Source organism: Variovorax sp. 01N425, assembly GCF_056399465.1.
Map to the genome: position 1 here is coordinate 1 of NZ_JBFTRJ010000022.1, position 26,480 is coordinate 26,480.

Below are 26,480 nucleotides of genomic sequence, written 5' to 3' on the forward strand. Positions count from 1 at the left end.
GTCGTAGGCCTTGGCTTCGCCGCCGAACTTGGCCGACAGCACCGTGGCGATGGCCGCCGTCAGCGTGGTCTTGCCGTGGTCAACGTGACCGATCGTGCCCACGTTCACGTGCGGCTTGGTGCGGGTGAATTTACCTTTTGCCATTTTTCAATCCTTGAAAGAGCATTCCCGTGTATTGGTTTTATGTCTGCACCCGATTGCTGGTTCGCCTCGCACGGGAACGTGGCGGCACCGGATCGCAGACAAAGAGAGCCGCGCACTGCGCGACCCCACATTCTTTTTAATCAGTTGGGGACAGAGCAGATTTGCTGCGCAAATCCTGGTCTGTCCCGCAAAGACATTACTTTGCGCGAGCAGCCACGATGGCTTCGGCAACGTTGCGCGGAGCTTCGGCGTAGTGCTTGAACTCCATCGTGTACGTGGCGCGGCCTTGCGACATCGAACGCAGCGTGGTCGAGTAGCCGAACATTTCCGACAGCGGCACTTCGGCCTTGATGGACTTGCCGCCACCGATCATGTCGTCCATGCCCTGCACCATGCCGCGGCGTGACGAGAGGTCGCCCATCACGTTGCCGGCGTAGTCTTCAGGCGTTTCGACTTCCACGGCCATCATCGGCTCGAGGATCACGGGGTTGGCCTTGCGGGCGCCTTCCTTGAAACCGAAGATCGCGGCCATCTTGAACGCCATTTCGTTCGAGTCCACGTCGTGGTACGAGCCGAAGTGCAGCGTGACCTTGACGTCGACGACGGGGTAGCCCGCCAGCACGCCTTGCGTCAGCGCTTCCACAACGCCCTTTTCCACTGCGGGGATGTATTCGCGAGGAACCACACCGCCCTTGATGGCGTCGACGAATTCGAAGCCCTTGCCGGCTTCCTGCGGCTCGAGCTTGAGCACGACGTGGCCGTACTGGCCCTTGCCGCCCGACTGGCGAACGAACTTGCCTTCGGCTTCCTCGACGGTCTTGCGGATCGTTTCGCGGTAGGCCACCTGCGGCTTGCCCACGTTGGCTTCCACGCCGAACTCGCGCTTCATGCGGTCCACGATGATTTCGAGGTGCAGCTCGCCCATGCCGGCGATGATGGTCTGGCCCGATTCCTCGTCGGTCTTGACGCGGAACGACGGGTCTTCCTGAGCGAGGCGCTGCAGGGCGATGCCCATCTTTTCCTGGTCGGCCTTGGTCTTGGGCTCGACGGCCTGCGAGATCACCGATTCCGGGAACACCATGCGCTCGAGCGTCACGACGGCTGCCGGGTCGCACAGGGTTTCGCCCGTGGTGACTTCCTTCAGGCCCACGCAGGCAGCGATGTCGCCGGCGCGGATTTCGTTGACTTCTTCGCGGTTGTTCGCGTGCATCTGCACGATACGGCCGATGCGTTCCTTCTTGCCGCGCACCGGGTTGTAGACGCTGTCGCCCTTGGTCAGCACGCCCGAGTAGACGCGCACGAAGGTCAGCTGGCCCACGAACGGGTCGGTCATCAGCTTGAATGCGAGCGCCGAGAACTTCTCGTTGTCGTCAGCCTTGCGGGTGACGGGGGCTTCGTCTTCGTCGGTGCCGTTGACCGGCGGAATGTCGGTCGGAGCGGGCATGTATTCGACGACGGCGTCGAGCATGGCCTGCACGCCCTTGTTCTTGAAGGCCGAGCCGCACAGCATCGGCTGGATTTCGCCGGCGATGGTGCGCTGGCGAATGGCCTTCTTGATTTCCTCTTCGGACAGCTCGCCGCCTTCGAGGTACTTGTTCATCAGCTCTTCGCTCGCTTCGGCAGCGGCTTCGACGAGCTTTTCGCGGTATTCGTTGCAGACGTCGGTCAGGTTCGCGGGGATTTCACCGTAGGTGAAGGTCACGCCCTTGTCTTCGTCCCAGATGATGGCCTTCATCTTCACGAGGTCGACGATGCCCTGGAAGTGCTCTTCGGCACCGATCGGGATCTGGATCACGACGGGATTGGCCTTCAGGCGGTCCACCATCATCTGGCGCACGCGCAGGAAGTCGGCGCCGGTGCGGTCCATCTTGTTGACGAACGCAAGGCGCGGCACCTTGTACTTGTTGGCCTGGCGCCAGACGGTTTCCGACTGGGGCTGCACGCCGCCGACAGCGTCGTACACCATGACGGCGCCGTCCAGCACGCGCATCGAGCGCTCGACTTCAATGGTGAAGTCCACGTGGCCGGGGGTGTCGATGATGTTGATGCGGTGTTCTTCGAACTTGCCGGCCATGCCCTTCCAGAAGCAGGTGGTGGCAGCCGAGGTGATCGTGATGCCACGCTCTTGCTCTTGCTCCATCCAGTCCATCGTGGCGGCGCCATCGTGCACTTCACCGATCTTGTGGTTCACACCGGTGTAGAACAGGATGCGCTCGGTCGTCGTGGTCTTGCCGGCGTCGATGTGCGCGGAGATGCCGATGTTGCGGTAGCGCTCGATGGGGGTCTTGCGGGACATGATTTACTTTCGGGTTAAATGCGTTGAGCGCTGGGCCTCGAGCACGGGCGACGTCGCCCGACACTCAACACCCAACGCCCAAGCGAAGTTTGATTCTTAGAAGCGGAAGTGGCTGAATGCCCGGTTGGCTTCTGCCATGCGGTGCACTTCGTCGCGCTTCTTCATGGCGCCGCCACGGCCTTCCGTGGCTTCCATCAGCTCGTTGGCCAGGCGCAGGGCCATCGACTTCTCGCCGCGCTTGCGGGCGGCTTCCTTGATCCAGCGCATCGACAGGGCGAGGCGGCGGACCGGGCGGACTTCGACCGGCACCTGGTAGTTCGCACCACCGACGCGGCGCGACTTGACTTCGACCATCGGCTTCACGTTGTTGATGGCAACGGTGAAGGCCTCGAGCGGGTCCTTGTCGGGGTTCTTCTTTTCGATGAAGTCGAGCGCGCCATAAATGATGCGCTCGGCAACAGCCTTCTTGCCGCCTTCCATGATCACGTTCATGAACTTCGACAGCTCGACATTGCCGTACTTGGGATCCGGCAGGATTTCACGTTTGGGGACTTCGCGACGACGTGGCATTTTTCTAACCTCTTTGCTTCAGTTGGCACCGTTTCGGGTACCGCGAGAGCCATTCCGGACTCTCACTTACTCGACCCGACATTGGGTCACTTCGTTCGATGTGCCCGCCAAGGCAACCGAACACCGCTTGTTTGTTTTCTACGACAGGAAGGCTTAAGCCTTCTTGGGACGCTTCGCGCCGTACTTGGAACGCGACTGCTTGCGGTCTTTCACGCCTTGCAGGTCGAGCGAACCGCGCACGATGTGGTAGCGAACACCGGGCAAGTCCTTGACACGACCGCCGCGAACCAGCACGACGCTGTGTTCCTGCAGGTTGTGGCCTTCGCCGCCGATGTAGGAGATGACTTCGAAGCCGTTGGTCAGGCGGACCTTGGCAACTTTACGAAGCGCCGAGTTGGGCTTCTTGGGCGTCGTGGTGTAGACGCGGGTGCAGACACCGCGGCGTTGCGGCGAGTTCTGCATGGCAGGGCTCTTCGAATTGATCTTTTCGATCGTTCGACCCTGACGCACCAGTTGATTGATGGTTGGCATGAATGAATTAGTCCCAAAACAACCCGGCCCTGGCTGTGAAGCCGCCCCTGCCTTGTCGTGACGCAAGGCAAGGAAACCGGGAATAACGAAAACGTGAAACCCTTCGGAAAATTCCGAAAAGCCCACGAGTATAGCAGGCGGGCTTGAAACGGCAAGGACAGCGTCGGCCGGCGCTGCCTGGCGCCCTTCCTTACTTGATCCAGAGCCGGACGGCGTCCCAGGCGCGGCCGAGGATGCCCGCCTGTTCGACGCCTTCCAGCGCCACCAGCGGCACGTCCGCCAGCGGCTGGTCGTCCAGGGTCACCTTGAGCGAGCCCACGGGCTGGTACTTGGTGAACGGCGCCACCAGCGGATCGGGGCGCGCCACCTGGGTCTTGATCTTGCTGGCGGTACCGGCCGGTACCGCGACCACGATGGCTTCCGGGCGGCCCAGCTTGAGCGTGTTGGCCTTGCCCTTCCAGACCGCCGGCGTGGCGGCCGGCTGGCCGGCGTCGAACAGGCGCACGGCGTCGTAGGCGGTGTAGCCCCAGTTCAGGAGCTTTTGCGATTCGTTCGCGCGCACGGTCTCGCCCGAGGTGCCCAGCACGATCGACAGCAGCCGGCGCCCGCCGGTCAGGTTGGGGAAGTCGCGCTTGGCGGTGGCGATCATGCAGTAGCCGGCCGCTTCGGTGTGGCCGGTCTTCAGGCCGTCGACGGTCGGGTCGCGGAACAGCAGCAGGTTGCGGTTGGTGTCGTTGGTCGAGGGCGTGCCCGGGTAGCGGTACTTCTTGATCGCGTAGTACTTGGCTTCTTCCGGGAAGTCGCGCACCAGGCGCGTCGCAAGGATGCTCAGGTCGCGCGCCGTGGTGGTGTGGCCGGGCGCGGTGAGGCCTTCGGGGTTCTTGTAGCTCGTGTTCTTCATGCCCAGCGCCTTGGCCTGGGCGTTCATGAGCTCGACGAAATGCTCCACGGTGCCGCCCACGCCTTCGGCCAGCGCCACGGTGGCGTCATTGCCCGACTGCACGATCAGCCCCTTGATCAGGTCTTCGACCGGCACCTGCATCTTGGGATCGATGAACATGCGCGAACCGGGCATCTTCCAGGCGCGCTGGCTGACCGGCATGGTCTGGGTCAGCGTGATCTTCTTGGCGCGCAGCGCGTCGAACACGATGTAGGCCGACATCAGCTTGGTGAGCGACGCCGGTTCGACCGGGCTGTCGATGTCCTTCTGCGCAAGGATCTGGTTGGCCGTGACGTCGAGCAGCAGGTAGCTGCGCGCGGCGATCTCGGGCGGTGCCGGCACCTGGGCAGCGGCGATCATGCCAACCGATGCGGCGGCGGCCAGCACCAGCGCGCGAAACGCGTCAAAAAAACGATTCATGGGAGCAATAGGAGAGACGGGAGGAGACGAAAACGCAAGCCCGTGAGGCTTTTCATGCGGCGCCCGCGCGCAGATGGCGGACGACCAGGCTTTTGAGGAGGGGCAATTGTCCGTGAAAGAAATGGCCGCCGCCCGGAATAACCGTGACAGGCAGTGACTGCGGCCGCGCCCAGTCCATGACCGCCGCCAGCGGCACCGTGTCGTCGGCCTCGCCGTGGACCACCAGCGTGCGCTCGTGCGCCTCGGCCGGCAGCGTGGCGACCGAAAAGCGCGAAGCCGCCGTTCCAACCAGCACGAGCTGCCGCAGGTCGCGAGCGGCCCAGAGCTTTTCGGCCGCGCAGCTTGCCACGAAGGCGCCGAACGAGAAGCCGGCAATCGCCAGCGGGCCTTCGGGCGCGAGCTGGGAGACGACGTTCATCATGTCTTCGCATTCGCCGCGCCCCTCGTCGTGCACGCCTTCGCTCGCACCCACGCCGCGGAAGTTGAAACGCACCGCGGTCCAGCCGCAGGAGACAAACGCGCGCGCCAGGGTCTGCACCACCTTGTTGTCCATGGTGCCGCCGAACAGCGGATGCGGATGGGCGATCACGGCGATGCCGCGCGCGGCCTCGGCCGGCTGGTCGCGCTGCACCTCGATGGCGCCGGCGGCGCCCTGGAGGCGGATCTTTTCGGTCTGGGAATTCATGATGCGAGGAATGGAACTGACCGACCCCGAGGGCTTGGGTGCACGGTACGAGCGCGGGATCCCGCCAAAAGTTCAGCGGCCCACATCGGGAGGCAGCAGCAGGCGCTCGACGACCTGGCCGTTCTTCAGGTGCGAGTCGACGATCTCGTCGATGTCGTCGGCATCGACGAAGGTGTACCAGACCGCTTCGGGATAGACCACCGCCACCGGGCCGCCGGCGCAGCGGTCCAGGCAGCCCGCCTTGTTGACGCGCACCTTGCCGGGACCGGCCAGCCCCGCCTCCTTGACCTTCGCCTTGCAGCGGTCGAAACCCGCCTGGGCGTTGTGCAGGGCGCAGCAGTCTTCCCCGTTCTTGCGCTCGTTCAGGCAAAAGAAGATGTGGCGGCCGTAGTAGCCGCGCGGCGCGGCAGAAGAGGAACTGGGCATCGGTAGATTTTAGTGACGCCCGCCGCAGGCCATTAGCCGGCCGGCCGCCCCCGGCGCGACAGCGCGGCCACCACATAGGCAAGAACCGCGAACGGCCACAGCCATCCGAGCCACTGCGCCAGCCCGTGGAAGCGGATGAAGCGCCCCTGCTCCCAGGTGGCGAGGGTCTGTGCGAAATAGGCGCTCTCGGGCGCCTGGTTCAGCAGGCTCAGCTGGATCACCAGCGCCACCAGCAGCAGGGCCGCGCACAGCCGCCGCGGTGCGCCGAGCAGCAGCACGCCGGCCACCAGCGCCGTCGCAATGCCGACCTGCACCGGCAGGCCCAGCCAGGCCCATGCGTGCTCGGGGCCGTAGCTCAGCGCCGCCGACAGCGCCGAGGCGCCGATGCCCGCCAGCAGCGTGAGCGGCAGCAGCACGGCACGCCGGGCGACCGTGCGCGTCACCATGAAAGCCAGCAGGCACGGCACCAGGGCACCGAGCATCACGCACAGCAGTTCGACGGCCGGTACCAGCGGCTCCAGCTCGAACTGGCGCAGCGGCATCCAGTCGATGAAGGGCGTGTCGAGCAGCCACTCGGAGACCGCGACTTCGAGCCGCTCGAACACCTGGCCGAGGCCGAAGGTCACGGCTGCCGGGAACAGCAGCGCCAGCGGCCACAGCGCGAGCAGCACCAGCGCGCCGCGCGAATCCTCGACGAACCACAGCGAGCGCGTGCGGCTCCAGTGCGCCACCGCGCCGAGCCGCTCGAGCCCCGCCGCGAGCAGGGCTCCCAGCAGCGCGCCGGAGCTGTTCAGGCCCAGGTCGACATTGGAGGGAATGCGCGCAGGCAGATAGCTCTGCAGCGTTTCCATGGCAAAGGCCACGGCCGCGCCGGCCAGCGTGGCGCGCAGCACCGCACGCCAGACGCTGGCGTCGCGCCGCGTCCGCAATACCGCGAGCGCGCACAGGAAGCCGAAGGGCACGTAGCCGCCCACGTTGATCGCGAAGTCGAAGCCCGTCCAGTACTTGGGCCACGAGGCCGACAGGTAGGCCCACGGCGCAATGCCCTGGTCGCGCCAGTCGGCGAACGGGTACAGGCTGGCATAGACGATCAGCGCCGCGTAGGCCAGCGCCAGGGGCAGCGCGGCGGACTTGTGCTGCGTCTCCACCTTGGCTTTCGGGCTCAGAACGGCTTGACCACCACCAGCACCACGATGCCGAGCAGCAGCAGGACCGGCAGTTCGTTGAACCAGCGGTACCAGCGATCGTTGCGCTGGGTGCCCCCGGCCACGAAGCGGCGCAGCAGCACGCCGCAGGCATGGTGATACCCGATCACCGCCAGCACCAGCGCCAGCTTGGCATGCAGCCAGCCGTTGCCGGGGCCGCGCCCGATGCCATAGCCCAGCCAGAGCCAGAGGCCGAAACCCAGCGCCGGAATGGCCAGGAAGGTGGTGAAGCGCAACAGCTTGCGCGCCATCAGAAGCAAGCGCTCGCGTTCGGCCACGGACTCGGGCGGCACCATCGCCAGGTTGACGAAGATCCGGGGGAGGTAGAACAACCCCGCGAACCAGCTGGCAATGAAGACGATGTGAAGAGATTTAACCCAGAGCATGGGGCCAGTTTAGTGGCGGGCCGCGCCGTGCAGGCCGGGCTTTGGCGCCGGCGCGGATGCACCGGGCAAAAAAAAGCCCGACGTCTTCACGTCGGGCTGGGAAGCCCTTTTGCTGTCACACATCAAGGCACCCGCTCAGGGAGGAAAAGCGGGGAGCGGTAAACCGCCCGCTTTTGAATTTAACAAAGGCGAAACAAAGTTTCAAGCGGCTCGGGGCAGATTCTTTGACAATTCCGCACGAAAAAACGAGAACCTTCGATTTACGCCGCCGGCGTGGTTGTCGGACAACCCGCGGACGAGCGCCCGATGCACGAATTGGCGCTTCAGGCACAATTTTCCGCCTATGACGCCATCTTCCTTTGCCATGTATCCCGCCGGCCGGCCGCGCCGCCTGCGCCGCGACAGCTTCACCCGCAACCTCGTCAGGGAGCATGCGCTGACGGCGCACGACCTCATCTACCCGGTGTTCGTGCAGGAAGGCGAGAAAAAGCGCGAGGCCGTGGCGTCGATGCCCGGCGTGGATCGCCTGAGCCTCGACCTGCTGCTGCCGGTGGCCGAGCAGTGCGTGGAGGCCGGCATCCCGGTGATGGCGCTCTTTCCGGTGATCGATGCCGGCCTCAAGACGCCCGCGGGCGACGAGGCCTTCAATCCCGAGGGGCTGATTCCGCGCGTGGTCGCGGCGCTGAAGTCGCGCTTTCCGGAGCTCGGCGTCATGACCGACGTGGCGCTCGACCCCTACACCAGCCACGGGCAGGACGGCCTGCTCGACGACACCGGCTACATCCTCAACGACGCCACCGTGGAAGTGTTGGTGAAGCAGGCGCTCACACAGTCCCAAGCCGGCGTGGACATTGTGGCGCCCAGCGACATGATGGATGGGCGCATTGGCGCGATCCGCACCGCGCTGGAAGCCCGCGGCGACATCCACACCCGCATCATGGCCTACAGCGCCAAGTACGCGAGCGCCTTCTACGGCCCGTTCCGCGATGCCGTGGGCTCGGCCGCGACGCTCGGCAAGAGCAACAAGAAGGTCTACCAGATGGACCCGGGCAACAGCGACGAGGCGCTGCGCGAAGTGGGCCTGGACATTGCCGAGGGCGCCGACATGGTGATGGTCAAGCCCGGCATGCCCTACCTGGACATCGTGCGCCGCGTGAAGGACGAATTTCGCGTACCCACCTTCGCCTACCAGGTGAGCGGCGAATACGCGATGCTCAAGGCCGCGGCCCAGAACGGCTGGCTCGACCACGATGCGGTGGTGCTCGAAAGCCTGCTCGCCTTCAAGCGCGCCGGCGCCGACGGCGTGCTCACCTACTTTGCGCTCGACGCCGCGCGGTTGCTGCAAAAACAATAGCGCATGCGCATCTTCGAAATCGACCCCTCGCGCGTGAGCGAGCACCCGGCGCTGGCTCCGCTCGCGCTGCCCGGGGCCTGCGCGGCGCAAGGCTATCTCTGGATTTCGCTCACGCGGGACGAATTCCGCGCCTCGCTGCCCGCGGTCCAGCAGATCCTGCAGTCGCTCTGCCAGGCGCAGCTGGTCGACCTGCATGTGGCGGACCTGCTCAACGACCAGCTGCCCTCGCACTACGACTACACCTCGCAATACGACGTGCTGGTGTTCCGGCGCCTTTCGAGCGGCCCTGGCCAGGCGGCGCTGGGCAATGGCAAGGGCACCACGGGCGGCGAGCCGCCCCTTCCCGCACCCTTGCGCCGCGGCCCTCCGGTGCTGCGCCGGGTCGACACCCGCCCCGTGGGTTTCGCGCTGTTCGACCGCGTGCTGCTGTCGGTGCACCCCGAGGACGGCGCGGTGCGCGACTTGTTTGCCGCCCGGCTGCTCGCCGCCGGCTCGCCGGACGACAAGGGCGCCCCCGCGCTCGACGTGCGCGCCACCTCGGCCCGCGTGCCGACCGGCACCGCCGACCTGATGCTGCGCGTCATCAACCAGATCGTCGACGGCTACCTGGACATGCGCCGCGAACTCACGCGCCAGCTCGACCATTGGCAGACCGAGCTGATCGATCCGCGCAGCCGCTTCACCAATTGGGGCGCGCTGATGGAAGCCCGGCAGTCGCTGCACCACCTGGACGAGATCTGCGAGGACCAGCGCGCGGCCATCCAGGACTGGATCGACTCGCTCGAGACGCTGCCCCCAGCCAAGGGCGAGGCGGAGCAGCGCGAGCGGGAACTGATCATGGTGCGAAGCCGCGACGTGCTCGAGCACATCGAGCGCGTGGTGCACCACGTGCGCCGGCTCGAACAGAACGCGGAGACCGCGGTGCAGATGCATTTCAGCGTGCAGGGCCACCGCGCCAACGACATCATGCGGGTGCTCACCGTGCTGACGGCCATCTTCCTGCCGCTCAACCTCATTGCCGGCATCTTCGGCATGAACTTCGAGTTCATTCCGCTGGTGCACAAGGCCGATGGCTTCTGGATCGCCATGACCGCGATGCTGGTGATCGCGCTGCTGCTGGTGCTGGTGTTCTGGCGCAAGCGCTACCTGGCGCGCACGCGCTGAAGCGCGCAACCCGCCTGAAAGCAAAAAGGCCACGCAAATGCGTGGCCTTTTTGCTTGCCCGCGAGGGGCAGCAGCGGTTTCGCCGGTCTTACTTGGCGACGGCGCCCGAGCCTTGCTGGGCCTGGACGCGTGCGTCCATCGGGTGGGGCATGGTCGAGACGACCTTGCTGTTGACGCGCGAGCCCGAGGTCACGTTCTGGTCGGGAGCGTAGGCGGTGCGAACGGCTTCGGCTTCGACCAGCGCACGGTCCTTCGACACGGCGACCGTTTCCGGGCCGCGCGAGCCGCGGGTCACGTTCTGGTTGGGGGCCGATGCGGCGCGCACGGCTTCGGCGTTGACTTCGTCGCGGCTCTTGGTCGAGACGGCGGTGTTCACGCCATCGTAGGTTTCGGCTTGGGCGCCGGTGGCGGCCAGCAGGGTCAGGGCAGCGGCGGCGAGGATGTGCGAGGTCTTCATGTCAATTCCTTGTGTTGGTTGGATGGTTCGTCCACCAGGCTCGCTCGTTCATTCGTTCGTGCTCACCTGTGCGGCGAGTTTCCAACTGAACGGCCGGTGTAAATCACGCGGAACAGAGACACGGTGTTTCCTCTATTGAAACAATGACGCGCCGGCGGCATGCACACGAACCGAGCGCGCACCGGCGCCTGCAAATGCCGGGGCTTCCCCGAAAATCGAAGCGGGCCGGCCGCGGAACGGAAACAATGGGCGCTTTGACATGGACAGTCTCGATCTGATCAGAACCTTCCGGGAAGTGGCCTCGCATGGCAGCTTCTCGCACGCGGCAAAGAAGCTCGACATGTCGAAGGCGACGGTCAGCAAGTACGTGGCGGAGCTCGAAACGCGCTTCGGCGTGCGCCTTCTCAACCGCTCCACGCGTTCCGTGAGCCTGACCGATGCCGGGCAGCTGCTGCTCGAGCGCAGCACCCCGGTGCTCGAAATGGTGGAGCTCACGCAGGCCGAGCTGCAGGAGCGCGCCAGGCAGCCCGGCGGCCGGCTGCGGATTTCGGCGCCGCATGGCATGGGCAACGGCGAGTTCCCGGGCCTTCTGGCCGACTTCATGCGCTACTACCCGGACGTGAGCATCAGCCTGCAGCTGACCAACCGCACGGTCGACCTCGCGGAAGAAGGCATCGATGTCGACATCCGCAGCGGCCCGGTGGCGGACGCCAACCTGATCGTGCGCAAGCTGATGCTGATGGAGATGGTGGTCTGCGCCTCGCCGGTGTACTGGAAGAAGCACGGCAAGCCCGGGCATCCGCGCGACCTTGCGGGACACGAGGCGCTCACGCATTCGCTGCTGGGCGCCCAGCCGGTCTGGCGCTTCGACGACGGCGGCGAGCCGCTGGACGTGCCGGTGAAGAGCCGCATGGACTGCACCGAGGGCGCGCCGCTGATCCGGGTGGCGATGCGCGGCTTCGGCGTGATCTACCTGCCCTCGATCCTGGTGCAGTCGCACATCGACCACGGCGAACTGGTGCCGGTGCTGCAGGGCTATGCGCGCAAGGACATGTGGCTGTCGGCGGCCTACCTGCAGCGGCGCCACAACAGCGCCGCGCTGCGTGCGCTGCTCGACTTTCTGCAGACCCGCATCGGCGCGGGCGCGCGCAAGCAATAAACCGCCGGGCTCCGGCCGCGCTCAGCCGACGTGCTTGGCGAAGAATTCGAGCGTGCGCGTGCGTGCGAGCCTGGCGGCCTCGGCGTTGTAGGAGCCGCGCTGGTCGCAGTTGAAGCCGTGGCCCGATTCGTAGACGTGCACCTGCACCTCGGGATGCGCCTTCTTGAAGGTCTCGATGGTGTCCAGCGGGATCCAGTGGTCCTGGTTGCCGAAATGCGCGAGCACCGGCACCTTGGGCTGGCGCGCGGTTTCTTCCGGCGTGGTCATGCCGCCGCCGTAGTAGGGCGCCGCGGCGGCAATGCCCGGAACCAGGCTGGCGGCGCGCCAGACCAGCAGGCCGCCCCAGCAATAGCCCACGATGCCGACCTTGCCGGCCTTGGAGGCATAGGCCACGGCGGCCTCGATGTCCTGCAGCACGCCGGGCGCGGGCAGCGCCTCGACCGCGGTCTTCAGCGCGAAGCCGGCCTTCATGTCCTCGTCGCTGTAGCCGAGCTCGACGCCCGGCTTCACGCGGTGGAAGGTCGAGGGCGACACCGCCAGGTAGCCGTCGGCCGCGTAGCCGTCGGCCACCGAGCGGATGTGCGAGTTGACGCCGAAGATCTCCGGCACCACGACCACCGCGCCGCGCGGCTTGCCGGCGGGCTCGGCCACGTAGGCGGGAAAGGTGAAGCCGTCCTTGGCTTTCAGATCGATGAATTGACCCATGATGTCTTGCTCCTTGAATCGCAACTGAATGGAATGCCGGTTACTGGCGCAGCGCGCGCTCGACGAAGTCGAGCCGGTCCTGGCCCCAGAATATCTCGCCATCGATGACATAGCTTGGCGCACCGAACACCTGGATGTCGATCGCTTCCTGCGTGTAAGCCTCGTAACGCTCCTGCACCGCCTGGCTCTGCGACTGCTCCGCGCGCTTGGGCGACAGCCCGCATTCGACCACCAGCGAATCGAGCACCTTCGGGTCGCCGATGTTGCGCTCCTGCACCCACACGGCCGCGAACACCGCCGCGCACATGCGCATGGCGGCCTCGGTGCCGTCGTGCATGTCGACCGCGATGATGACCCGGGCCGCGTCGTCGCTGGCCACCGGGAAGAATTTCGGCTTGGTGTTCAGCGGCAGGCCGAGGTGGCGCGAGCAGCGTGCGAGGTCGACCAGCCGGTACGCCTGGCGCTGCGGCGCGCGCTTGCCCAGCGGCAGCCCGCCCGACACCGGGAACACGCTGCCCAGGTCGATCGGCCGCACGCGCACCGTGGCGCCGGCGGCCGCGGCGATCGCGGCAAAGCGGGAATGCCCCAGATAGGTCCATGGGCTCTGTGGCGCAAAGTAATAGTCAATGGTCTTGTCAATGCTCATGCGCATGCCCCCGATGATGTAATCCAAGCCAACGGTTTTAACTGACACGCAGTTTCTCTGCAGGAGGTAGGTTTTGGACCAGGTGCTCTTGATCACGGGCGGCGGCCGCGGCATCGGCGCCGCCACCGCCCTGCTGGCAGCGCAGCGCGGCTACGCGGTGGCCGTCAACTACGCGAACAACTCGCTCGCCGCCGACGAGGTGGTGCGCGCCATCCGCGCGGGCGGCGGCACCGCCATGGCCGTGCAGGCCGACGTGGGCGACGAGGCCCAGGTGCTGGCCATGTTCGAGAAGGTCGATGCCCGGCTCGGCCGGCTCACGGCGCTGGTCAACAACGCCGGCGTCGTCGACGTGCAGGCCCGGGTCGACGAAATGAGCGTGGCGCGCCTGGAACGCATGTTCCGCGTCAATGTGATCGGCAGCTTCGTCTGCGCGCGCGAGGCGGTGCGGCGCATGAGCACCCGGCACGGCGGATCGGGCGGCGCCATCGTCAATGTCTCGAGCGCCGCCGCGCGGCTGGGTTCGCCGGGCCAGTACGTCGATTACGCGGCCGCCAAGGGCGCGATCGACACCTTCACCATCGGCCTGGCCAAGGAAGTGGCCGCCGAGGGCATTCGCGTCAACGCGGTACGCCCCGGCCTGATCGACACCGAGATCCACGCCTCCGGCGGCATGCCCAAGCGCGCCTTCGAGCTCGCACCCACCGTGCCGATGCAGCGCACCGGCAGCGCCGAGGAAATTGCCGGCGCGATCCTGTGGCTGCTGTCCGCCGAAGCGAGCTACACCACCATGGCGCTGCTCGACGTGACCGGGGGAAGGTAGGTATGAGCACCTCGATGGACCTGATCAAGCCGCTGGTCACGCTGGTGGCCATCGTCAACCCGCTGGCCATCGTGCCCTTCTTCATCCACTACACGCAGGGGTATTCCGATGCGCAGCGCCGGCACACCGTGCGCATGTCGGCCTTCAGCGCCTTCGTGGTGATTGCGGTCAGCGCGCTGATCGGGCTGCAGCTGCTGGCGTTCTTCGGCATCTCGATTGCCAGCTTCCAGGTGGGCGGCGGGCTGCTGCTGCTCATGAGTTCGCTCTCGATGCTCAACGCCAAGCCGGCCGAGAGCAAGACCAATGTCGAGGAGCTGCGGGCCACCGAAGTGAAGGCCTCGATGGGCGCATCGATCGCAGTGGTGCCGCTCACCATTCCGCTGCTCACCGGGCCGGCCACCATATCGACCGTGGTGATCTACGCCGACAAGACCCAGCACCTGTGGGAGCTCGGGCTCCTGGTGGGCTACGGCGTGGTGGTGGCGCTGGCCACCGCGCTGGCGTTTTCGCTGGCTCAGCCGATTGCGCGCGTGCTCGGCAAGACGGGCATCAACATCATGACGCGGCTCATGGGCCTGATCCTCGCGGCGCTCGCGGTCGAGGTCATGGCCGACGGCCTGGGCAAGCTGTTTCCGATCCTGCAGCGCGTGGGCTGACGCCCTTCAGCCCAGCATCTTCTCGATGATGCGCCAGTGCGCGGGCTCGACCGGCGTGATCGACAGCCGGTTGCCCTTGCGCAGCACGACGAGGTCCGCCAGCTCGGGCCTGGCGCGCAGCTCGGGCAGCGGCAGCAGCCGCGTCTTGCGCACGGCCTGCACGTCGACCAGCAGCCAGCGCGGATCGTCCTTCTTCGACGCCGGGTCGTAGTAGGGCGACTTGGGGTCGAACTGCGTCGGGTCGGGCTTGATGCCCGAGGCCACGCGCGCAATGCCCGCGATGCCGGGCTCGGGGCAGCTCGAGTGATAGAACAGCACGCCGTCGCCGACCTTCATGCCGTCGCGCATGAAGTTGCGTGCCTGATAGTTGCGCACGCCGGTCCACGCCACGGTGGCGTTGGGCGCGGCGAGCGCATCGTCGATCGAGACCTCGTCGGGCTCGGATTTCATCAACCAGTAATTGGGCATGGTCCCGTTATGGTGTCACATAGTCGGAAACCACGACCCATTTCCCGTCCTTGATCTGCGACAGGCGGGACTGATCGTTGCCCAGGCGCTTGGTGGCGGTGTAGCTGCTCTTCGGGCTGCCGAACATGTCGGGCTCGAAGGTCATGCTGTCCATGGCCTTGATGAAGCTGTCGGTCGTGAGGTTCGGGCCGGCCTTCTGCGCCGCCTTGATGAACGAATCGATGATGACGTAGCCGTACACCGAGAACACCGTCGGGTCTTCGTTGAACTTGGTCTTGTACTTGTTGGCCCAGAAGCGCAGCGGCTGCGACTGCTCGTCGGTGTAGGGGTTCTGCACCGTCATGGTGGCGTAGATGCCGTCCATCGCCTTGCCGCCGAGCTTGTGGATCAGGTCGGTGTAGGACGCGCTCGAACCCAGGAAGGTCGGGTTGAAGCCGGTCTTGCGCGCCTCGCCCACGGTGCCGATGGTCTCGCGGATGATGGTGCCGAGCACCACGAGGTCGCAATTGGCGGCCTTCATCTTGGCGACCTGCGAGCTGAAGTCGGTGGCGCCCCGCTTGAACGAGGTTTTTTCGGCCAGTTCCATGCCGGCGGTCTTCAGGCCCGCCTCGGCGCCGCGCTGCACCTCGAGCCCGAACTCGTCGTCCTGGTAGATGGTGCAGACCTTCTTGGCGCCCTTCTCCTTGATCATCTTGGGCAACGCCAGGCGGATCTGGTCGTAGTAGGTAGCGGCGAACGAATACTTGAGCCGGTTCAGCGGCTCGTACATTTCGCGCGCCGCGGTGATCGGCATGAAGTTGACGATGTTCTTCTCGAACTGCACCGGCATGGCCGCCATGTTCTGCGCGGTGCCGATGTGGCCGGCCATGATGAAGATCTTCTCCTGGTTGACCAGCTTCTGCGCCGCGAGCACGGCCTTCTTCGGGTCGTAGCCCGAGTCCTCGACGAAGAGCTTGAGCTTGCGGCCATTGATGCTGCCCTGCTCGTTGAGTTCGTCCACGCGCAGTTGCATGCCGTTGCGCGCCTGCTTGCCGAAGCCCGCGAGCGGGCCCGACAGGTCCTGGATGGTGCCGATGCGGATCTCGTCCTTGCCCACGCCCTGTTGCTGCTGCGCCGACGCGAACGCTGCGGCCAGGCCCAGCACGGCCAGGGTCGTCACTGTCTTGAGCTTCATGGGGTTGTCTCCTCGGGTTGGCGAAAAATGGATCAGCGGTGAATCAGCGGTACATGGCCTCGATGCGCTCGGCGTACTTGGCCTGGACCAGCTTGCGCTTGAGCTTCATCGTCGGCGTGAGCTCCTCGTCCTCGGCGGAGAGCTGTGTTTCGAGCAGGAAGAACTTCTTGATCTGCTCGACCCGTGCAAACTTCGCGTTGACGCGGTCGATCTCGCCCTGGATCAGGTCCAGCACCTCCTGCGCGCGCGTCAGGCTCTCGTAGTTGCCGAACGGCACGTCGTGGTCCTGCGCAAACTTCTCGACGTTCTCCTGGTCGATCATGACGATCACCGTGAGGTAGGGTTTCTTGTCGCCGATCACCACTGCGTCGGTGATGTAGGGGCTGAACTTGAGCTCGTTCTCCAGCTCGCTCGGCGTGATGTTCTTCCCCCCTGCCGTGATGATGATGTCCTTCATGCGGTCGGTGATGCGGAAATACCCTTCCGCGTCGACCGTCCCCACGTCGCCGGTGTGCAGCCAGCCGTCGGCGTCGATGGTCTCGGCGGTCTTCTCGGGCAGGTTGAGGTAGCCCATGAAGACATTGGGGCCGCGCACCAGGATCTCGCCGGTCTTCGGATCGAGGCGCACCTCGTTGTAGCTGGTGGCCGGGCCGATCGACCCCGGCCGGATGCGCGAGGGCGGCACGCCCGTGGAGGCGCCGCACGATTCCGTCATGCCCCAGACCTCGAGCATGGGCACGCCCAGCGCCAGGTACCAGCGCACGAGCTCGGGCGAGATCGGCGCCGCGCCGGTCACGAGGAAGCGCGCGCGGTGGATGCCGATGAGCTTGCGCACGTTGTCGAGCGCGAGCCAGCGCGCCAGCCGGAACTTCAAGCGCAGCCAGGCGCCCACCGGCCGGCCCTCGAGCACGCGATCGGCGATCTTCCGGCCGACGCCGATGCTCCAGCCGTAGGCGGCCTGCTGCAGGCGGCTGGCTTCCTTCAGCGCAATCATCACGCCCGAATAGAACTTCTCCCACACGCGCGGCACGGCGGTGAACACGGTGGGCGAAATCTCGCGCACGTTCTCGGGCACCGTCTCCGGGTTCTCGACGAAGTTGAGGATCGAGCCGGTGTACATCGCAAAGTATTCGCCGCCCATGCGCTCGGCGATGTGGCACAGCGGCAGGAAGCACATGCGCTCGTCGCCCTCGCCCTGGGCCAGCAGGGTGTTGTAGCCGCGCATGGTGTAGACCAGCCCGCGATGGCTGTGCATCGCGCCCTTGGGCTTGCCGGTGGTGCCCGAGGTGTAGACCAGGATCGCGAGGTCTTCGGGCCGGCAGGCGGCAATGCGCTGCGCCAACGCCTGCGGATGGGCCTGCAGGTGGTCGCGGCCGAGTGCGCGCAGGGCATCCAGGCTGATGACGCCGGGGTCGTCGAGCTCGCGCAGGCCTTCCATGTCGAACACGACGACCTTGCGCAGCATCGGCAATTGCGCGCGCACCTCGAGCGCCTTGTCGAGCTGCTCGTCGTCCTCCACGAAGAGCACGGTGGTGCGCGAGTCCTCGCAGAGGTAGTGCACCTGCGAGGCCGCATCGGTGGGATAGATGCCGTTGGACACGCCGCCGCAGCTGAGCACGGCCACGTCGCACAGCACCCATTCGATGACGGTGTTGGCAAGGATCGACGCGCGCTCGCCCTGGCCAAAGCCCAGCGCCAGCAGGCCGCCCGCGATCTCGCGCACGGCCTCGGCGGTCTGGCGCCAGGTCCAGGCGCGCCAGATGCCGAATTCCTTCTGCCGCATCCAGACCTTGTCGGCGCGCAGCTCCACGGCCTTCCAGAACACGGCCGGGATGGTGTCGCCCGGCACGGCAATGCCCGGACTCGGCTGCAGGTGCGCCAGGTCCCAGAGGCCGGCGGGAGCGCGCAGGGTGGTTGTGCTCATGCCGTCATCTCCAGGTCTTCTTCTTTTTCCAGCGCCGCTCGCCGCGCACGCCGTCGTCCTTGACGCCGAGATAGAACTCCTTGATGTCTTCCTTCTCGCGCAGGCGTTCGCAGGTGTCTTCCATGACGATGCGGCCGTTCTCGAGCACGTAGCCGTGGTCGGAGGCGTTGAGCGCCATGTTGGCGTTCTGCTCGACCAGCAGGATGGTGGTGCCGCGTTCGCGGTTGATGCGCACGACGATCTCGAAGATCTCCTTCGTCAGCTTGGGGCTGAGGCCGAGGCTGGGTTCGTCGAGCAGGATGAGGTGCGGCGCGGCCATGATGGCGCGCGAGATGGCGAGCATCTGCTGCTGGCCGCCCGAGAGCAGGCCGGCGTCCTGCGTGGCGCGCTCGCGCAGGATCGGAAAGTAGGCATAGACGCTCTCCATGTCGCGCGCCACGCCGTCGCGGTCCTTGCGGGTGTAGGCGCCCATCAGCAGGTTGTCCTTCACCGAAAGCAGCGGGAACACCTCGCGGCCTTCGGGCACATGGCTCAGGCCCTGCTGCACGATGTGAGCCGGGTCCTTGGCGGTGATGTCCTTGCCCTGGAATTCGATGCTGCCTTTTCTCGGGTCGATGATTCCGGAGATCGTTTTGAGGATGGTTGTTTTTCCGGCGCCATTCGAACCCAAGACGGTCACTATTTCGCCCTGCCTGACTTTCAGGCTCACGCCGCGGATGGCCTTGATCGGGCCGTAGGCGCTTTCGACGTTGAGCAGTTGGAGGACGACGTCGGTCACTTCGTTGCCCCTCGAATGTTCGACAAGGGCGGGGAGCGGCGTTGGGGCCCATGCCCCGGGCGGGCCGACGTCACCGGCCGCTTCGCTCCCCTGCGCTGCTCACGACAGGCGGGGTCTCGCAGAACTCGCTCCACTTCGTTGCGCTCAAACAGCTGCGAGCCCTGATCCGCCTGTCGCTCCGCTGCTCGGCGGTGCCTCAACGGCCCGCCCGGGGCATGGGCCCCAACGCCGTGGGCACGCTCAGGGTCGTTCCACCTCCGCTCAAGCCCGGTGTGCGGTGCGGGGTGGGCGCCCCCTCTGTGCCGCTGAGGAGTGCAGCTTTCCGCGGATAAGGGCTCGCCCTTGTTTGAGCGAAGCGAGTTTGGGCGAGACCCCGCGGAAAGCGAGCACCGGAAGGGAGCCCGAAGGGCCGGCATAGTGGGGGCGCCCGCCCCGCACCGCATACCGGGCGTCTCCAACGAAGCAGCGAACAAGACATTCACGCCCCAACCCTCCTCAAACTACTCACGTCATCCACAGTCCCAAGGTAAGCCTCGACAACCCGCGAATCAGCCTGCACCTCGCGCGGCGTACCGGTGGCCAAGACTTCGCCCATGTTCATGGCCAGCACGCGGTCCGACACCTTCGACACCAGAGACATGTCGTGCTCGACCATCAGCACCGAAACGCCCAGTTCATGCTGGATGTCCTGGATCCAGAACGCCATGTCCGCCGTCTCTTCGACGTTGAGCCCTGAAGAAGGCTCGTCGAGCAACAGCAGCTTCGGCTCGGTGCACAGCGCACGCGCGAGCTCCACCACCTTGCGCACGCCATACGGCAGGCCGGCCACCATCGAGTCGCGGTGATGCTGCAAGTCCAGCAGGTCGATCACCTGCTCCGCCTTCTCGCGCGCCGCAACCTCCGCGCGCCGCGTCGCGGGCGTGAAGAACACCTCGCTCCAGAACCCCGTCTGCCGGTGCGTGTGGCGGCCGATCAGCAAGTTGTGCAGCACCGTCGCATGCTCGAACAGCTCGATGTTCTGGAAGGTCCGCGCAATGCCCAGCGCCGCAATCGCGTGCGGCGCCTGCTGCGTCAGCGCCAAAGGTCCCGCGGCCGCGCCATGCCATGTGATCTCGCCCATTGTCGGCGTGTAGATCCGGCTGATCAGGTTGAACACCGTCGTCTTGCCCGCGCCGTTCGGGCCGATCAGCGTGAACACCTCGCCGCGGCGCACGTCGAAGCTCACCTTGTTGACCGCGAGCACGCCGCCGAAGCGCACGCTCAAGTCCTTCGCCGAAAGAAGGATGTCGCCGCTCATCTCAGGCGATCCGACTTGGTGAACGACTTCTGCCGCTTGAACAGGCCCTTGCGGTAGAACGGGAAGAGCTGCAGCCAGGTGCGGATCTTGAGCCAGCGGCCATACAGCCCCAGCGGCTCGAACAGCACGAATGCGATCAGCACCACGCCGTACACCAGCCCCTGCAGCCCCGGCGCCTGGCCGACCACGGCCGGCAGCCAGTCCTTGCCCATCGAGATCAGCTGCGGCATCGCAATCAGGAAGATCGCACCCAGGAACGCGCCATGCACCGAGCCCAGGCCGCCGATCACCACCATCAGCAGCAGGTCGATCGACTGCAAAATGTTGAACTGGTCCGGCGAGATGAAGCTCAGCTTGTGCGCATACAGTGCGCCGCCCAGCCCCGCGAGCGCGGCCGAGGTCGCGAACGACATCGTCTTGTAGCGCGCCAGGTGAATGCCCATGCTCTGTGCCGAGATCTCCGAATCGCGGATCGCGACGAAGGCGCGGCCGGTCGGCGAGCGCAGCAGGTTCAGGATGCCGAGCGTGCTGAGCACAGCCACCACCAGGCACAGAAAGTAGAAGCCGTTGCCCGACCCGAGCGACCAGCCGAAGAGCTGCGGCGGCTTCACATGCAGCCCCGCGTTGCCGCCCGTCACACTCTCCCAGCGCGCGAACACTTCCTCCACGATGAAGCCGAACGACAGCGTGGCGATGCCCAGGTAGATGCCCTTCACGCGCAGGGCCGGCAGCGCGACCACCACGCCCACCGCCGCCGACAGCGCCGCGGCCGCGAGCAGCGCCATCGGAAACGGCACACCCAGGTTCGTCAGCACGCCCTGCGTGTAGGCACCCGCGCCAAGGAACGCCGCGTGCCCGATCGAGAACTGCCCCGTGAAGCCCGCCAGCAGCATCAGGCCCAGGCCGACGATGCCGTAGATCAGCACGAAGGTCAGCTGCGCGAGCCAGTACTCGTCAATCGCCCAGGGTGCGACGACGAGGAACGCCGCGAGCAGGCCATACCAGAACACATGGCCGCCGTGCCGCGCGAGGCGGATGTCCTGGTCGTAGCTGGTCTTGAAGATGAAGCGCATGAATCAGGTCCGTCGCCGGGCCGCCCCAAGGCGGACCTGCGCCCCCTCGGGGGGCAGCGAGTACACGAAGTGACGAGCGTGGGGGCACATGCCTCTAGACTTTTTTTCGCAGCTTCTCGCCGAACAATCCGTTGGGCTTGATCATCAGCATCAGCAGCACCACGATGTACGGGGCCGTGTCCTTGAAACCATCGGGCAGGTAGAAGCCCGCGAACGATTCGACGATGCCGATCACCAGCCCGCCGACGATCGCGCCCGGCAGGCTGCCGAAGCCGCCCACCACCGCGGCCGGAAAGGCCTTGAGCCCGATGAAGCCCATGTTCGCGTGCACGAAGGTGATGGGCGCGAGCAGCATGCCGGCAATGGCCGCGACCGCCGCCGCCAGCCCCCACACCAATCCGTTCAGGCGCTTCACCGGAATGCCCATGTAGTACGCCGCGAGCTGGTTCTGCGACGAGGCCTGCATCGCGATGCCGAGCTTGCTGTAGCGGAACATCGCGAACAGCAGGGCGCAGAGGATGGCGGTGGCAACGATGATCGCGAGCTGTTCGAGGTTGACCACCAGTTCGCCCAGCTTCCAGATCTGGTCCTTGTAGGGCACCGGCAGCGTGTGGGTGTCGGTGCCGATGCCCGGCACCATGGTGATGAGCCCGCGCGCCACGTAGGCGATGCCGATGGTGAGCATCACGATGGAGAACTGCGGCTGGCCGAGGATCGGGCGGATCACCACCAGCTCGAGCAGCACGCCGAAGGCCGCCATCGCCACCACCGCCAGCAGGGCCGCGAGCCAGAACGGCAGGCCGAACAGCGACATGCCGGCAAACGCACCGAAGGCGCCGAGCATCATCAGGTCGCCCTGCGCGAAGCTCACTGTTTCGGTGGCCTTGTAGATCAGCACGAAGCCCAGCGCGATCAGCCCGTAGATGCAACCTTGCGCAATGCCCGACAGCAGGAGTTGGAGGATCTGCATGGGGCCTCTTCTTGCGGCTAGTGCCTGAAGTCGCCGGCCGCGTCGTGCAGCGCGAGGCGGCGGGAACCCGCCAGGATGTCGCTGGGCTTCAGGCCGTAGACCTGGCGGATCGAATGGCTGAAGTGCGTCGAATCGGGGTAGCCGGTGTCCAGCGCGATGTCGGTCAGCGTGCCGGCCTGGCGCACGTAGCGCAGCAGGCTGCGCGCACGCTTCCAAGCGCGGAAGGCGCGGAACGCCATGCCGGTTTCCTGCTTGAACAGATGCAGGAAGCGCGAGAAGGAAAGATGCACCGAGGCCGCGCAGCCTTCGGCCGAGGTGGGTGCGGCCGGGTCGGCGTTGATGGCATCGATCACCTTGCGGATGCGCGCATCGAGCGCGCGCGGCGCCAGCGGCTCGCCGAAGAACAGCGCATCGAAATCGAAGCCCTCGAAATTCATGCCGCGGCCCGAGGCGGCAAGCAGGTGCGCATGGGCATCGTGCATGCGCTGCACGAAGGCCGGCGCATCGACCGGCCCGCAGTGCTGCATGAAGGCCGGCATGCGCGCGGGATCGACCGACTCCGACTCGATCAGCAGGTTGAAGATGAGCGGATGCGCGCTTTCCACGCGGTGCGGCACCTGCGGCGGCACCACCAGCAGCTCGCCCGCCTGCCAGGCGCCGCCGCCAATGCACAGGCGGTTGGGCGGCGCGCCCGCGGGCGACACGTACACGCCGTGCCCGCCCATCGTGCGCTCGGCCGCAGCCCCGAGCAGCCCGGCGTAGAACACGCGCTGGTGCGTGAGCCACATCAGGCGCTCCCCGCGCTGCGCGCCGCCGCTTTCGGGCGGCGCCGTCTTCGTTCGCTGCATGGTGTCTGTCTCCTGCATCGGGCCGCCGCCGGCCTGGGGCCGGCATTGCGTTGGCTGGATCGTAGCGGCGGGGGCCGGCGGCGCGGCGTGCATTTGCGCGGGGACTTTCCCTAGGCCAACCTAGGCCGGCGCGAGCGCGCGGCGCAGCTCGGCGCAGCACAGCGCAACGGCCGTGTCGGCCTCGTCGAGCACCTTGCCCATGGTGATGAAGCCGTGGATCTGGCGCTCGAAGCAGACGTACGCGGCGCGGTTGCCGGCGGCGGTCATTGCCTCGGCGTAGGCCATGCCTTCGTCGCGCAGCGGGTCGTAGCCGGCCGTGAGCACCAGCGCGGGCGGCAGGCCCGAGAGATCGGCATGCAGCAGCGGCGACGCGCGCCAGTCGAGGTCGTGCCGGGGGTCGTCGATGTAGTGGTCGTGGAAGTAGGCCATCGTGTCGCGGGTCAGGAGGTAGCCCTGGCCATTGGCCTGGTGCGAGGGATGGCCGCGGCGCATGTCGGTGGCCGGATAGATCAGCAGCTGGAAGGCGATGGGCAGGTCGCCGGCATCGCGCGCCGCAATGGCCGCCACCGCCGCGAGGTTGCCGCCCGCGCTGTCGCCGCCCACCGCAAGGCGGCCGGCATCGAGGCCGAGCGAGGCGGCTTCGCGGCGCACCCAGCGGGTGGCGGCCAGCACGTCGTCGACCGCGGCCGGGAAGCGATGCTCGGGCCCCATGCGGTAGTCGACCGAGGCGACCGCGCAGCCCGCGCCGTTGGCGAGCGAGCGGCACAGCACGTCATGCGTGTCGAGGTCGCCGATGACCCAGCCGCCGCCGTGGAAGTACACGAGCACCGGCAGCGCGGCACCGGCCGTGGACCCCAGCGGGCGGTAGAGGCGCACCGGGATGGTGCCGTGCGGCCCGTCGGCGTTCAGCTCGCGCACTTCGGCGACCGGCGGGGCCTCGGGTTGGGTGGTGGTGCGGCGCTCGCGATAGAAGGCGCGCGCCTCGGCCGGCGAAAGCGTGTGGGTCGGCGGGATGCCGCGCGCCTCGATGAAGTCGAGCAAGGTGCGCGCCTGGGGATGCAGCATGGTGTCTCCGGTGGATCGGTCCGACCATGCCCGCGCCGCCCTGGCGCGGCTTGCGAAAACTGGCTAAGCCTTGCGCGGCTTCACGCGCGAGGCGGCATCCTTGGCAAGCCTGCGGGCCGTGCCGGTGTCGGCCGCATGCACCAGCGCCACGCCCATGCGGCGCTTGGCAAAGCTCTCGGGCTTGCCGAACAGGCGGATGTCGCTGCCGGGCACCCGCAGCGCCTCGGCCACGCCGTCGAAGGCAATGCCGGTGGCATCGACGCCGCCATAGATCACCGCGCTCGCGCCCGGGCTCTTGAGCGAGGTGTCCACCGGCAGGCCGAGGATGGCGCGCGCATGCAGCTCGAACTCGTTCTGCCATTGCGTGGCCATGGTCACCATGCCGGTGTCGTGCGGACGCGGGCTCACTTCGCTGAACCAGACCTCGTCGCCCTTCACGAACAGCTCGACGCCGAACAGGCCCTGGCCGCCGAGGTCGGACGTGACGGCCTCGGCAATCTGCTGCGCCTTCTGCAGCGCGGCCGGCGCCATGGGGTGCGGCTGCCAGCTTTCGACGTAGTCGCCGCTCACCTGCACATGGCCGATGGGTTCGCAGAACCGGGTCTGCACCGCGCCGGCCGCGTCCTTGGCACGCACGGTCAGCAGCGTGATCTCGTAGTCGAAGTCGATGAAGCCTTCGACGATCACGCGGCCGTGGCTCACGCGGCCGCCGGCCATGGCGTAGTCCCAGGCCTTCTGCACGTCGGCCGGGCCGTCGATCTTGCTCTGGCCCTTGCCGGAGCTGCTCATCACGGGCTTGACGATGCAGGGGTAGCCGATGCCGGCGTCGATGGCCGCCTGCAGCTCGGCCAGCGAGTCGCAGAACTTGTAGGGGCTGGTGGGCACGCCCAGCGTCTCGGCGGCCAGGCGGCGGATGCCTTCGCGGTCCATCGTGAGGCGGGCGGCGCGGGCCGTGGGAATCACGCGCACCACGCCGGCGTCTTCGAGCTGCTGCAGCATCGGCGTGGCGATGGCCTCGATCTCGGGCACCACCAGCGTGGGCTTCTCGGCCTCGATCAGCGCCTTGAGCTGCTCGGGGTCGCTCATGGTGATGGTGCGCGCATGGTGGGCCACCTGCTGGCCGGGCGCGTTCTCGTAGCGGTCGACCGCGATGGTCTCCACGCCCAGGCGCTGCAGCGCAATCAGCACCTCCTTGCCGAGTTCGCCGGAGCCCAGCAGCATCACGCGGGTGGCCGAGGGGGAAAGAGGAGTGCCGAGGGTGGTCATGGTCGGAGTCGAAAAGAGGGGAAGAAAAAGCAATCGCCGCACTGTAAGCCACCCGCGCACCGCCCGTGTCACGCGCGGCAACGGCGCGCCGGCGGGGCTGCTTCACAATCGATCTCCTGCCGCGGTGGCGCGTCCACCCGCTCGCTTTTTTTCCGCTTTTATTCTTCAAGGAGTTTTCTCATGACGATTCAGACCGTCGGCATCATCGGCGCCGGAACAATGGGCAACGGCATTGCGCAGGCCTGCGCGGTGTCGGGCGTCAACGTGGTGATGATCGATGTCGCGCAGGCGGCGGTCGACAAGGGCCTGGCCACCGTCTCGGGCAGCCTGGACCGCCTGATCAAGAAGGAAAAGCTCACGGCCGGGCAGAAGGCCGCCGCGCTTGCGCTCATCAAGGGCTCGACCGATTACAACGACCTGAAGGGCGCGCAGCTGGTGATCGAGGCCGCCACCGAGAACCACGCACTCAAGCTCAAGATCCTCAAGCAGGTCGACGAACTGGTGGCGCCCGAGGTGATCATCGCCTCCAACACCTCGTCGATCTCGATCACGCAGCTCGCGGCCGCCACCTCGCGCCCCGACCGCTTCATCGGCATGCACTTCTTCAACCCGGTGCCGATGATGGCGCTGGTGGAGCTGATCCGCGGCTACCTCACGAGCGACGCCACGCACGATGCGGTCAAGGCGCTGGCCGAGAAGCTGGGCAAGTCGCCCATCACTGTGAAGAACGCACCGGGCTTCGTGGTCAACCGCATCCTGGTGCCGATGATCAACGAGGCTTTCTTCGTGCTGTCCGAAGGCATCGCCACGGCCGAGGACATCGACGCCGGCATGAAGCTGGGCTGCAACCAGCCGATCGGCCCGCTGGCGCTGGCCGACATGATCGGCCTGGACGTGTGCCTGGCCGTGATGGAGGTCTACCTCGAGCAGTTCGGCGACTCCAAGTACCGGCCGTGCCCGCTGCTGAAGGAGATGGTCGCGGCGGGCCAGCTCGGCCGCAAGACAGGCCGCGGCGTGTACGCCTACTGATCCAGCGTTCGACAAAAACAAGGA

At 66.5% G+C, this 26,480-nt stretch carries 28 protein-coding genes; 6 read left to right on the forward strand and 22 right to left on the reverse strand.

Annotated elements, in window-relative coordinates:
- The 9 genes from AC1DSC_RS29175 to AC1DSC_RS29215 form a co-directional block, all read right to left on the reverse strand.
- A partial coding sequence (locus AC1DSC_RS29175) for a GTP-binding protein (RefSeq protein ID WP_341888899.1) occupies positions 1 to 144 on the reverse strand: 144 nt, incomplete at its 3' end.
- 196 nt (positions 145 to 340) lie between these two features.
- On the reverse strand, positions 341 to 2,440 hold the full coding sequence (fusA, locus tag AC1DSC_RS29180) for an elongation factor G (RefSeq protein WP_015867670.1): 2,100 nt from the start codon (positions 2,438 to 2,440) through the stop codon (positions 341 to 343).
- 96 nt (positions 2,441 to 2,536) lie between these two features.
- On the reverse strand, positions 2,537 to 3,010 hold the full coding sequence (rpsG, locus tag AC1DSC_RS29185) for a 30S ribosomal protein S7 (RefSeq protein ID WP_007829591.1): 474 nt from the start codon (positions 3,008 to 3,010) through the stop codon (positions 2,537 to 2,539).
- Positions 3,011 to 3,163: 153 nt separating this feature from the next.
- Entirely contained in the window at positions 3,164 to 3,541 is a 378-nt protein-coding gene (rpsL, locus tag AC1DSC_RS29190) for a 30S ribosomal protein S12 (protein ID WP_436288176.1), read from the reverse strand.
- 190 nt (positions 3,542 to 3,731) lie between these two features.
- Positions 3,732 to 4,901 (reverse strand): D-alanyl-D-alanine carboxypeptidase family protein, encoded by a 1,170-nt coding sequence (locus AC1DSC_RS29195; protein ID WP_015867671.1) that lies wholly within the window; start codon positions 4,899 to 4,901, stop codon positions 3,732 to 3,734.
- A 52-nt stretch (positions 4,902 to 4,953) separates the two neighbouring features.
- Positions 4,954 to 5,586, reverse strand: a complete 633-nt coding sequence (locus AC1DSC_RS29200) for an alpha/beta hydrolase (RefSeq protein WP_062364242.1) — start codon at positions 5,584 to 5,586, stop codon at positions 4,954 to 4,956.
- 72 nt (positions 5,587 to 5,658) lie between these two features.
- The gene (locus AC1DSC_RS29205) at positions 5,659 to 6,012 is read right to left on the reverse strand and encodes a (2Fe-2S) ferredoxin domain-containing protein (protein ID WP_015867673.1); all 354 of its coding nucleotides are present in this window, start codon (positions 6,010 to 6,012) and stop codon (positions 5,659 to 5,661) included.
- A 32-nt stretch (positions 6,013 to 6,044) separates the two neighbouring features.
- Positions 6,045 to 7,160, reverse strand: coding sequence for a VanZ family protein (locus AC1DSC_RS29210; protein ID WP_018905078.1), 1,116 nt, complete (start codon positions 7,158 to 7,160; stop codon positions 6,045 to 6,047).
- Between the two features lie 14 nt (positions 7,161 to 7,174).
- Positions 7,175 to 7,603 (reverse strand): CopD family protein, encoded by a 429-nt coding sequence (locus AC1DSC_RS29215; RefSeq protein ID WP_015867675.1) that lies wholly within the window; start codon positions 7,601 to 7,603, stop codon positions 7,175 to 7,177.
- Between the two features lie 364 nt (positions 7,604 to 7,967).
- On the opposite strand from AC1DSC_RS29215, the gene hemB reads away from it, so the two are divergent.
- The gene (gene hemB, locus AC1DSC_RS29220; protein WP_436037689.1) at positions 7,968 to 8,957 is read left to right on the forward strand and encodes a porphobilinogen synthase; all 990 of its coding nucleotides are present in this window, start codon (positions 7,968 to 7,970) and stop codon (positions 8,955 to 8,957) included.
- 3 nt (positions 8,958 to 8,960) lie between these two features.
- Positions 8,961 to 10,121 (forward strand): magnesium transporter CorA family protein, encoded by a 1,161-nt coding sequence (locus AC1DSC_RS29225; protein WP_436037287.1) that lies wholly within the window; start codon positions 8,961 to 8,963, stop codon positions 10,119 to 10,121.
- Positions 10,122 to 10,209: 88 nt separating this feature from the next.
- On the opposite strand, the gene AC1DSC_RS29230 is transcribed toward AC1DSC_RS29225, so the two are convergent.
- Complete coding sequence (locus AC1DSC_RS29230; RefSeq protein WP_278879461.1) at positions 10,210 to 10,578, reverse strand: LamG domain-containing protein; 369 nt, start codon at positions 10,576 to 10,578, stop codon at positions 10,210 to 10,212.
- A gap of 259 nt (positions 10,579 to 10,837) precedes the next feature.
- Here AC1DSC_RS29230 and AC1DSC_RS29235 point away from each other — a divergent pair, with 259 nt between their 5' ends.
- A complete protein-coding gene (locus AC1DSC_RS29235; protein ID WP_018905082.1) occupies positions 10,838 to 11,737 on the forward strand; it encodes a LysR family transcriptional regulator in 900 nt (299 codons plus the stop codon).
- 21 nt (positions 11,738 to 11,758) lie between these two features.
- Here the strand turns inward: AC1DSC_RS29235 and AC1DSC_RS29240 are convergent, their stop codons facing one another.
- Together AC1DSC_RS29240 and AC1DSC_RS29245 are read right to left on the reverse strand one after the other, a co-directional pair.
- Positions 11,759 to 12,442: a dienelactone hydrolase family protein gene (locus tag AC1DSC_RS29240; protein ID WP_278879459.1), complete on the reverse strand. Its 684-nt coding sequence runs from the start codon at positions 12,440 to 12,442 to the stop codon at positions 11,759 to 11,761.
- 40 nt (positions 12,443 to 12,482) lie between these two features.
- Positions 12,483 to 13,088, reverse strand: a complete 606-nt coding sequence (locus AC1DSC_RS29245) for a 2-hydroxychromene-2-carboxylate isomerase (protein WP_174545063.1) — start codon at positions 13,086 to 13,088, stop codon at positions 12,483 to 12,485.
- Between the two features lie 73 nt (positions 13,089 to 13,161).
- Here AC1DSC_RS29245 and AC1DSC_RS29250 point away from each other — a divergent pair, with 73 nt between their 5' ends.
- Positions 13,162 to 13,908, forward strand: a complete 747-nt coding sequence (locus AC1DSC_RS29250; protein WP_369663695.1) for an SDR family oxidoreductase — start codon at positions 13,162 to 13,164, stop codon at positions 13,906 to 13,908.
- A 2-nt stretch (positions 13,909 to 13,910) separates the two neighbouring features.
- The gene (locus AC1DSC_RS29255; protein ID WP_015867683.1) at positions 13,911 to 14,564 is read left to right on the forward strand and encodes a MarC family protein; all 654 of its coding nucleotides are present in this window, start codon (positions 13,911 to 13,913) and stop codon (positions 14,562 to 14,564) included.
- 6 nt (positions 14,565 to 14,570) lie between these two features.
- Here the strand turns inward: AC1DSC_RS29255 and AC1DSC_RS29260 are convergent, their stop codons facing one another.
- The 10 genes from AC1DSC_RS29260 to purT form a co-directional block, all read right to left on the reverse strand.
- Positions 14,571 to 15,032: an EVE domain-containing protein gene (locus AC1DSC_RS29260; RefSeq protein WP_369663696.1), complete on the reverse strand. Its 462-nt coding sequence runs from the start codon at positions 15,030 to 15,032 to the stop codon at positions 14,571 to 14,573.
- A gap of 7 nt (positions 15,033 to 15,039) precedes the next feature.
- Positions 15,040 to 16,206, reverse strand: a complete 1,167-nt coding sequence (locus AC1DSC_RS29265) for an ABC transporter substrate-binding protein (protein ID WP_018905086.1) — start codon at positions 16,204 to 16,206, stop codon at positions 15,040 to 15,042.
- A gap of 43 nt (positions 16,207 to 16,249) precedes the next feature.
- Positions 16,250 to 18,130 (reverse strand): AMP-dependent synthetase/ligase, encoded by a 1,881-nt coding sequence (locus tag AC1DSC_RS29270; RefSeq protein ID WP_436288177.1) that lies wholly within the window; start codon positions 18,128 to 18,130, stop codon positions 16,250 to 16,252.
- A gap of 4 nt (positions 18,131 to 18,134) precedes the next feature.
- Positions 18,135 to 18,908 carry an ABC transporter ATP-binding protein gene (locus AC1DSC_RS29275; RefSeq protein ID WP_018905088.1) on the reverse strand — a complete coding sequence of 258 codons (774 nt, stop codon included), beginning with the start codon at positions 18,906 to 18,908 and terminating at the stop codon, positions 18,135 to 18,137.
- 478 nt (positions 18,909 to 19,386) lie between these two features.
- On the reverse strand, positions 19,387 to 20,205 hold the full coding sequence (locus tag AC1DSC_RS29280; RefSeq protein WP_307595031.1) for an ABC transporter ATP-binding protein: 819 nt from the start codon (positions 20,203 to 20,205) through the stop codon (positions 19,387 to 19,389).
- Complete coding sequence (locus tag AC1DSC_RS29285; RefSeq protein WP_307595032.1) at positions 20,202 to 21,278, reverse strand: branched-chain amino acid ABC transporter permease; 1,077 nt, start codon at positions 21,276 to 21,278, stop codon at positions 20,202 to 20,204. Before AC1DSC_RS29285 ends, AC1DSC_RS29280 begins: the two co-directional genes overlap by 4 nt.
- Before the next feature lie 94 nt (positions 21,279 to 21,372).
- Positions 21,373 to 22,248, reverse strand: a complete 876-nt coding sequence (locus AC1DSC_RS29290; RefSeq protein WP_018905091.1) for a branched-chain amino acid ABC transporter permease — start codon at positions 22,246 to 22,248, stop codon at positions 21,373 to 21,375.
- Between the two features lie 17 nt (positions 22,249 to 22,265).
- Entirely contained in the window at positions 22,266 to 23,096 is an 831-nt protein-coding gene (locus AC1DSC_RS29295; RefSeq protein ID WP_307595034.1) for a helix-turn-helix domain-containing protein, read from the reverse strand.
- A gap of 120 nt (positions 23,097 to 23,216) precedes the next feature.
- Positions 23,217 to 24,161 carry an alpha/beta hydrolase gene (locus tag AC1DSC_RS29300; RefSeq protein ID WP_307595036.1) on the reverse strand — a complete coding sequence of 315 codons (945 nt, stop codon included), beginning with the start codon at positions 24,159 to 24,161 and terminating at the stop codon, positions 23,217 to 23,219.
- Between the two features lie 63 nt (positions 24,162 to 24,224).
- Complete coding sequence (purT, locus tag AC1DSC_RS29305) at positions 24,225 to 25,427, reverse strand: formate-dependent phosphoribosylglycinamide formyltransferase (RefSeq protein ID WP_015867693.1); 1,203 nt, start codon at positions 25,425 to 25,427, stop codon at positions 24,225 to 24,227.
- Positions 25,428 to 25,607: 180 nt separating this feature from the next.
- Between purT and AC1DSC_RS29310 the strand changes: the two genes are divergently transcribed.
- Entirely contained in the window at positions 25,608 to 26,456 is an 849-nt protein-coding gene (locus AC1DSC_RS29310; protein WP_436288178.1) for a 3-hydroxybutyryl-CoA dehydrogenase, read from the forward strand.
- Positions 26,457 to 26,480 lie beyond the last annotated feature (24 nt).

Excerpts from the sequence above, each read along its gene's own strand:
- AC1DSC_RS29280 (WP_307595031.1), bottom strand. The coding sequence starts at position 20,205 with ATGAGCGGCGACATCCTTCTTTCGGCGAAGGACTTGAGCGTGCGCTTC.
- AC1DSC_RS29295 (WP_307595034.1), bottom strand. The coding sequence starts at position 23,096 with ATGCAGCGAACGAAGACGGCGCCGCCCGAAAGCGGCGGCGCGCAGCGC.
- AC1DSC_RS29240 (WP_278879459.1), bottom strand. The coding sequence starts at position 12,442 with ATGGGTCAATTCATCGATCTGAAAGCCAAGGACGGCTTCACCTTTCCC.
- rpsG (WP_007829591.1), bottom strand. The coding sequence starts at position 3,010 with ATGCCACGTCGTCGCGAAGTCCCCAAACGTGAAATCCTGCCGGATCCC.
- AC1DSC_RS29230 (WP_278879461.1), bottom strand. The coding sequence starts at position 10,578 with ATGAAGACCTCGCACATCCTCGCCGCCGCTGCCCTGACCCTGCTGGCC.
- AC1DSC_RS29225 (WP_436037287.1), top strand. The coding sequence starts at position 8,961 with ATGCGCATCTTCGAAATCGACCCCTCGCGCGTGAGCGAGCACCCGGCG.
- AC1DSC_RS29195 (WP_015867671.1), bottom strand. The coding sequence starts at position 4,901 with ATGAATCGTTTTTTTGACGCGTTTCGCGCGCTGGTGCTGGCCGCCGCC.
- AC1DSC_RS29300 (WP_307595036.1), bottom strand. The coding sequence starts at position 24,161 with ATGCTGCATCCCCAGGCGCGCACCTTGCTCGACTTCATCGAGGCGCGC.
- AC1DSC_RS29235 (WP_018905082.1), top strand. The coding sequence starts at position 10,838 with ATGGACAGTCTCGATCTGATCAGAACCTTCCGGGAAGTGGCCTCGCAT.
- AC1DSC_RS29255 (WP_015867683.1), top strand. The coding sequence starts at position 13,911 with ATGAGCACCTCGATGGACCTGATCAAGCCGCTGGTCACGCTGGTGGCC.
- AC1DSC_RS29245 (WP_174545063.1), bottom strand. The coding sequence starts at position 13,088 with ATGAGCATTGACAAGACCATTGACTATTACTTTGCGCCACAGAGCCCA.
- purT (WP_015867693.1), bottom strand. The coding sequence starts at position 25,427 with ATGACCACCCTCGGCACTCCTCTTTCCCCCTCGGCCACCCGCGTGATG.
- rpsL (WP_436288176.1), bottom strand. The coding sequence starts at position 3,541 with ATGCCAACCATCAATCAACTGGTGCGTCAGGGTCGAACGATCGAAAAG.
- AC1DSC_RS29260 (WP_369663696.1), bottom strand. The coding sequence starts at position 15,032 with ATGCCCAATTACTGGTTGATGAAATCCGAGCCCGACGAGGTCTCGATC.
- AC1DSC_RS29270 (WP_436288177.1), bottom strand. The coding sequence starts at position 18,130 with ATGAGCACAACCACCCTGCGCGCTCCCGCCGGCCTCTGGGACCTGGCG.
- AC1DSC_RS29215 (WP_015867675.1), bottom strand. The coding sequence starts at position 7,603 with ATGCTCTGGGTTAAATCTCTTCACATCGTCTTCATTGCCAGCTGGTTC.
- AC1DSC_RS29290 (WP_018905091.1), bottom strand. The coding sequence starts at position 22,248 with ATGCAGATCCTCCAACTCCTGCTGTCGGGCATTGCGCAAGGTTGCATC.
- AC1DSC_RS29205 (WP_015867673.1), bottom strand. The coding sequence starts at position 6,012 with ATGCCCAGTTCCTCTTCTGCCGCGCCGCGCGGCTACTACGGCCGCCAC.
- fusA (WP_015867670.1), bottom strand. The coding sequence starts at position 2,440 with ATGTCCCGCAAGACCCCCATCGAGCGCTACCGCAACATCGGCATCTCC.
- AC1DSC_RS29285 (WP_307595032.1), bottom strand. The coding sequence starts at position 21,278 with ATGCGCTTCATCTTCAAGACCAGCTACGACCAGGACATCCGCCTCGCG.
- AC1DSC_RS29310 (WP_436288178.1), top strand. The coding sequence starts at position 25,608 with ATGACGATTCAGACCGTCGGCATCATCGGCGCCGGAACAATGGGCAAC.
- AC1DSC_RS29265 (WP_018905086.1), bottom strand. The coding sequence starts at position 16,206 with ATGAAGCTCAAGACAGTGACGACCCTGGCCGTGCTGGGCCTGGCCGCA.
- AC1DSC_RS29200 (WP_062364242.1), bottom strand. The coding sequence starts at position 5,586 with ATGAATTCCCAGACCGAAAAGATCCGCCTCCAGGGCGCCGCCGGCGCC.
- hemB (WP_436037689.1), top strand. The coding sequence starts at position 7,968 with ATGTATCCCGCCGGCCGGCCGCGCCGCCTGCGCCGCGACAGCTTCACC.